At 54.7% G+C, this 1,182-nt stretch carries 2 protein-coding genes and 1 pseudogene; 2 read left to right on the top strand and 1 reads right to left on the bottom strand.

Annotation, left to right across the window (positions count from 1 at the left end):
* Window positions 1-506, bottom strand: a pseudogene (locus HMPREF2796_RS00775) (hypothetical protein); the annotation flags it as partial.
* 58 nt (window positions 507-564) lie between these two features.
* On the opposite strand from HMPREF2796_RS00775, the gene HMPREF2796_RS00770 reads away from it, so the two are divergent.
* Both HMPREF2796_RS00770 and HMPREF2796_RS11285 read left to right on the top strand, forming a co-directional pair.
* A complete protein-coding gene (locus HMPREF2796_RS00770; protein ID WP_141749118.1) occupies window positions 565-798 on the top strand; it encodes a hypothetical protein in 234 nt (77 codons plus the stop codon).
* 90 nt (window positions 799-888) lie between these two features.
* A partial coding sequence (locus tag HMPREF2796_RS11285) for a phage baseplate protein (protein ID WP_210385327.1) occupies window positions 889-1,182 on the top strand: 294 nt, incomplete at its 3' end.

The raw sequence follows: 1,182 nt of genomic DNA, 5'->3' as shown, positions 1-1,182 counted from the left end.
ACAATATCTGCCGGATTGATTTGCGGCAGTAGTAGCGAATGCACCTTCCAGCCATCGCGCGGCTCGCTCTGCTCCGTCCGGCCTTTGCGGCGGCTGTTCTGTGGAACAGCCTTATCCCGCGCACCATCGCGGATTTTTTCAGGGTGGCCAATTAACCCGCTATCAGCAGCCAGCACCACCGCCGTTCGTTTGGTCGGTTGCAGTTTCTGCACCACTTGCAGCGTTTGATTTTGCACAGACCATTCCAGCCCAGCACCGGCGACTATCTTGTCCAATGCCCGCCGTGCCGCACCGTAGAAACTGAAGCCGTTGCGCCATGTTCGATTGGGCAGGTTCTCATCCATAACTAGAGTCAGGTTCATCTGCTTGGCAATCTCACGAATGATGCTATGTGCTGCCACACCAGCACCAAAACCAAGCGAAACAGCCGTATCGCGCAGCTCTACCCACCCATCGGCTACCGAAAGCTCCGTAATACGCTCCGTGCCTTCAAGGTACGTTTCCAAAGCTACGAGATGAACTCCACTGATCTGACTGATCGCGGGGCATCTGCCCAGTTTGGGATTGACTAACCGCCTGCAAACGGAAGCGGTGGCAGAGATGCTGGAGGCGGCGAATACCGATATTGTCGATTTCGAGCCGGTGCAGCAAGTGCCGAAACTGCTTGAGGTGGATTACGAGCCGCAGGCGGTGGGCGGTTTCCGCTACCGCTACACCGTGAGCCTGATTGAACAGTTAGAAACGATTGATTCGGTGGATTTGTCTGCCGGTGTGCTGCCCTATTCAAAACATCAGTAACACCGTGAACGGCTCGCCCAACCCGGGCAGGGATGCGGCTAGGCTGGCCAATAGGTACAGAACACCTTATCCATATTTAGGAAAGTAAAAATGGCACTTATCGACTTAGTATTTCGTCTGAAAGACACACCGCAAACCATGATAGGCGCATTGCAGTTAGATGCGCTGATTAGCGAGCAAACCTCTCTAGCCAACGGAGTAACGCAGTACGCGGTAGAAGAAGGTGCGCCGGTAAGCGACCACATCTCAACCGAAGCCGAAAAGCTGACGATTGAAGGGGTAGTAACCGGCGCAAGCGTGAGCCTGTTCGGGGTGTATGGCCGCAGCAAGATGATTGAAGCCAAGGAAGCCCTGCGTGTGATTAACGAGCAGCGGCAGCCGATT

This window comes from Eikenella sp. HMSC071B05 (genome assembly GCF_001811325.1).
Classification (GTDB): Bacteria; Pseudomonadota; Gammaproteobacteria; order Burkholderiales; family Neisseriaceae; genus Eikenella; species Eikenella corrodens.
Note: the sequence above shows the minus strand (reverse complement) of the source record. Positions and strands in the feature narration are given on the sequence as shown.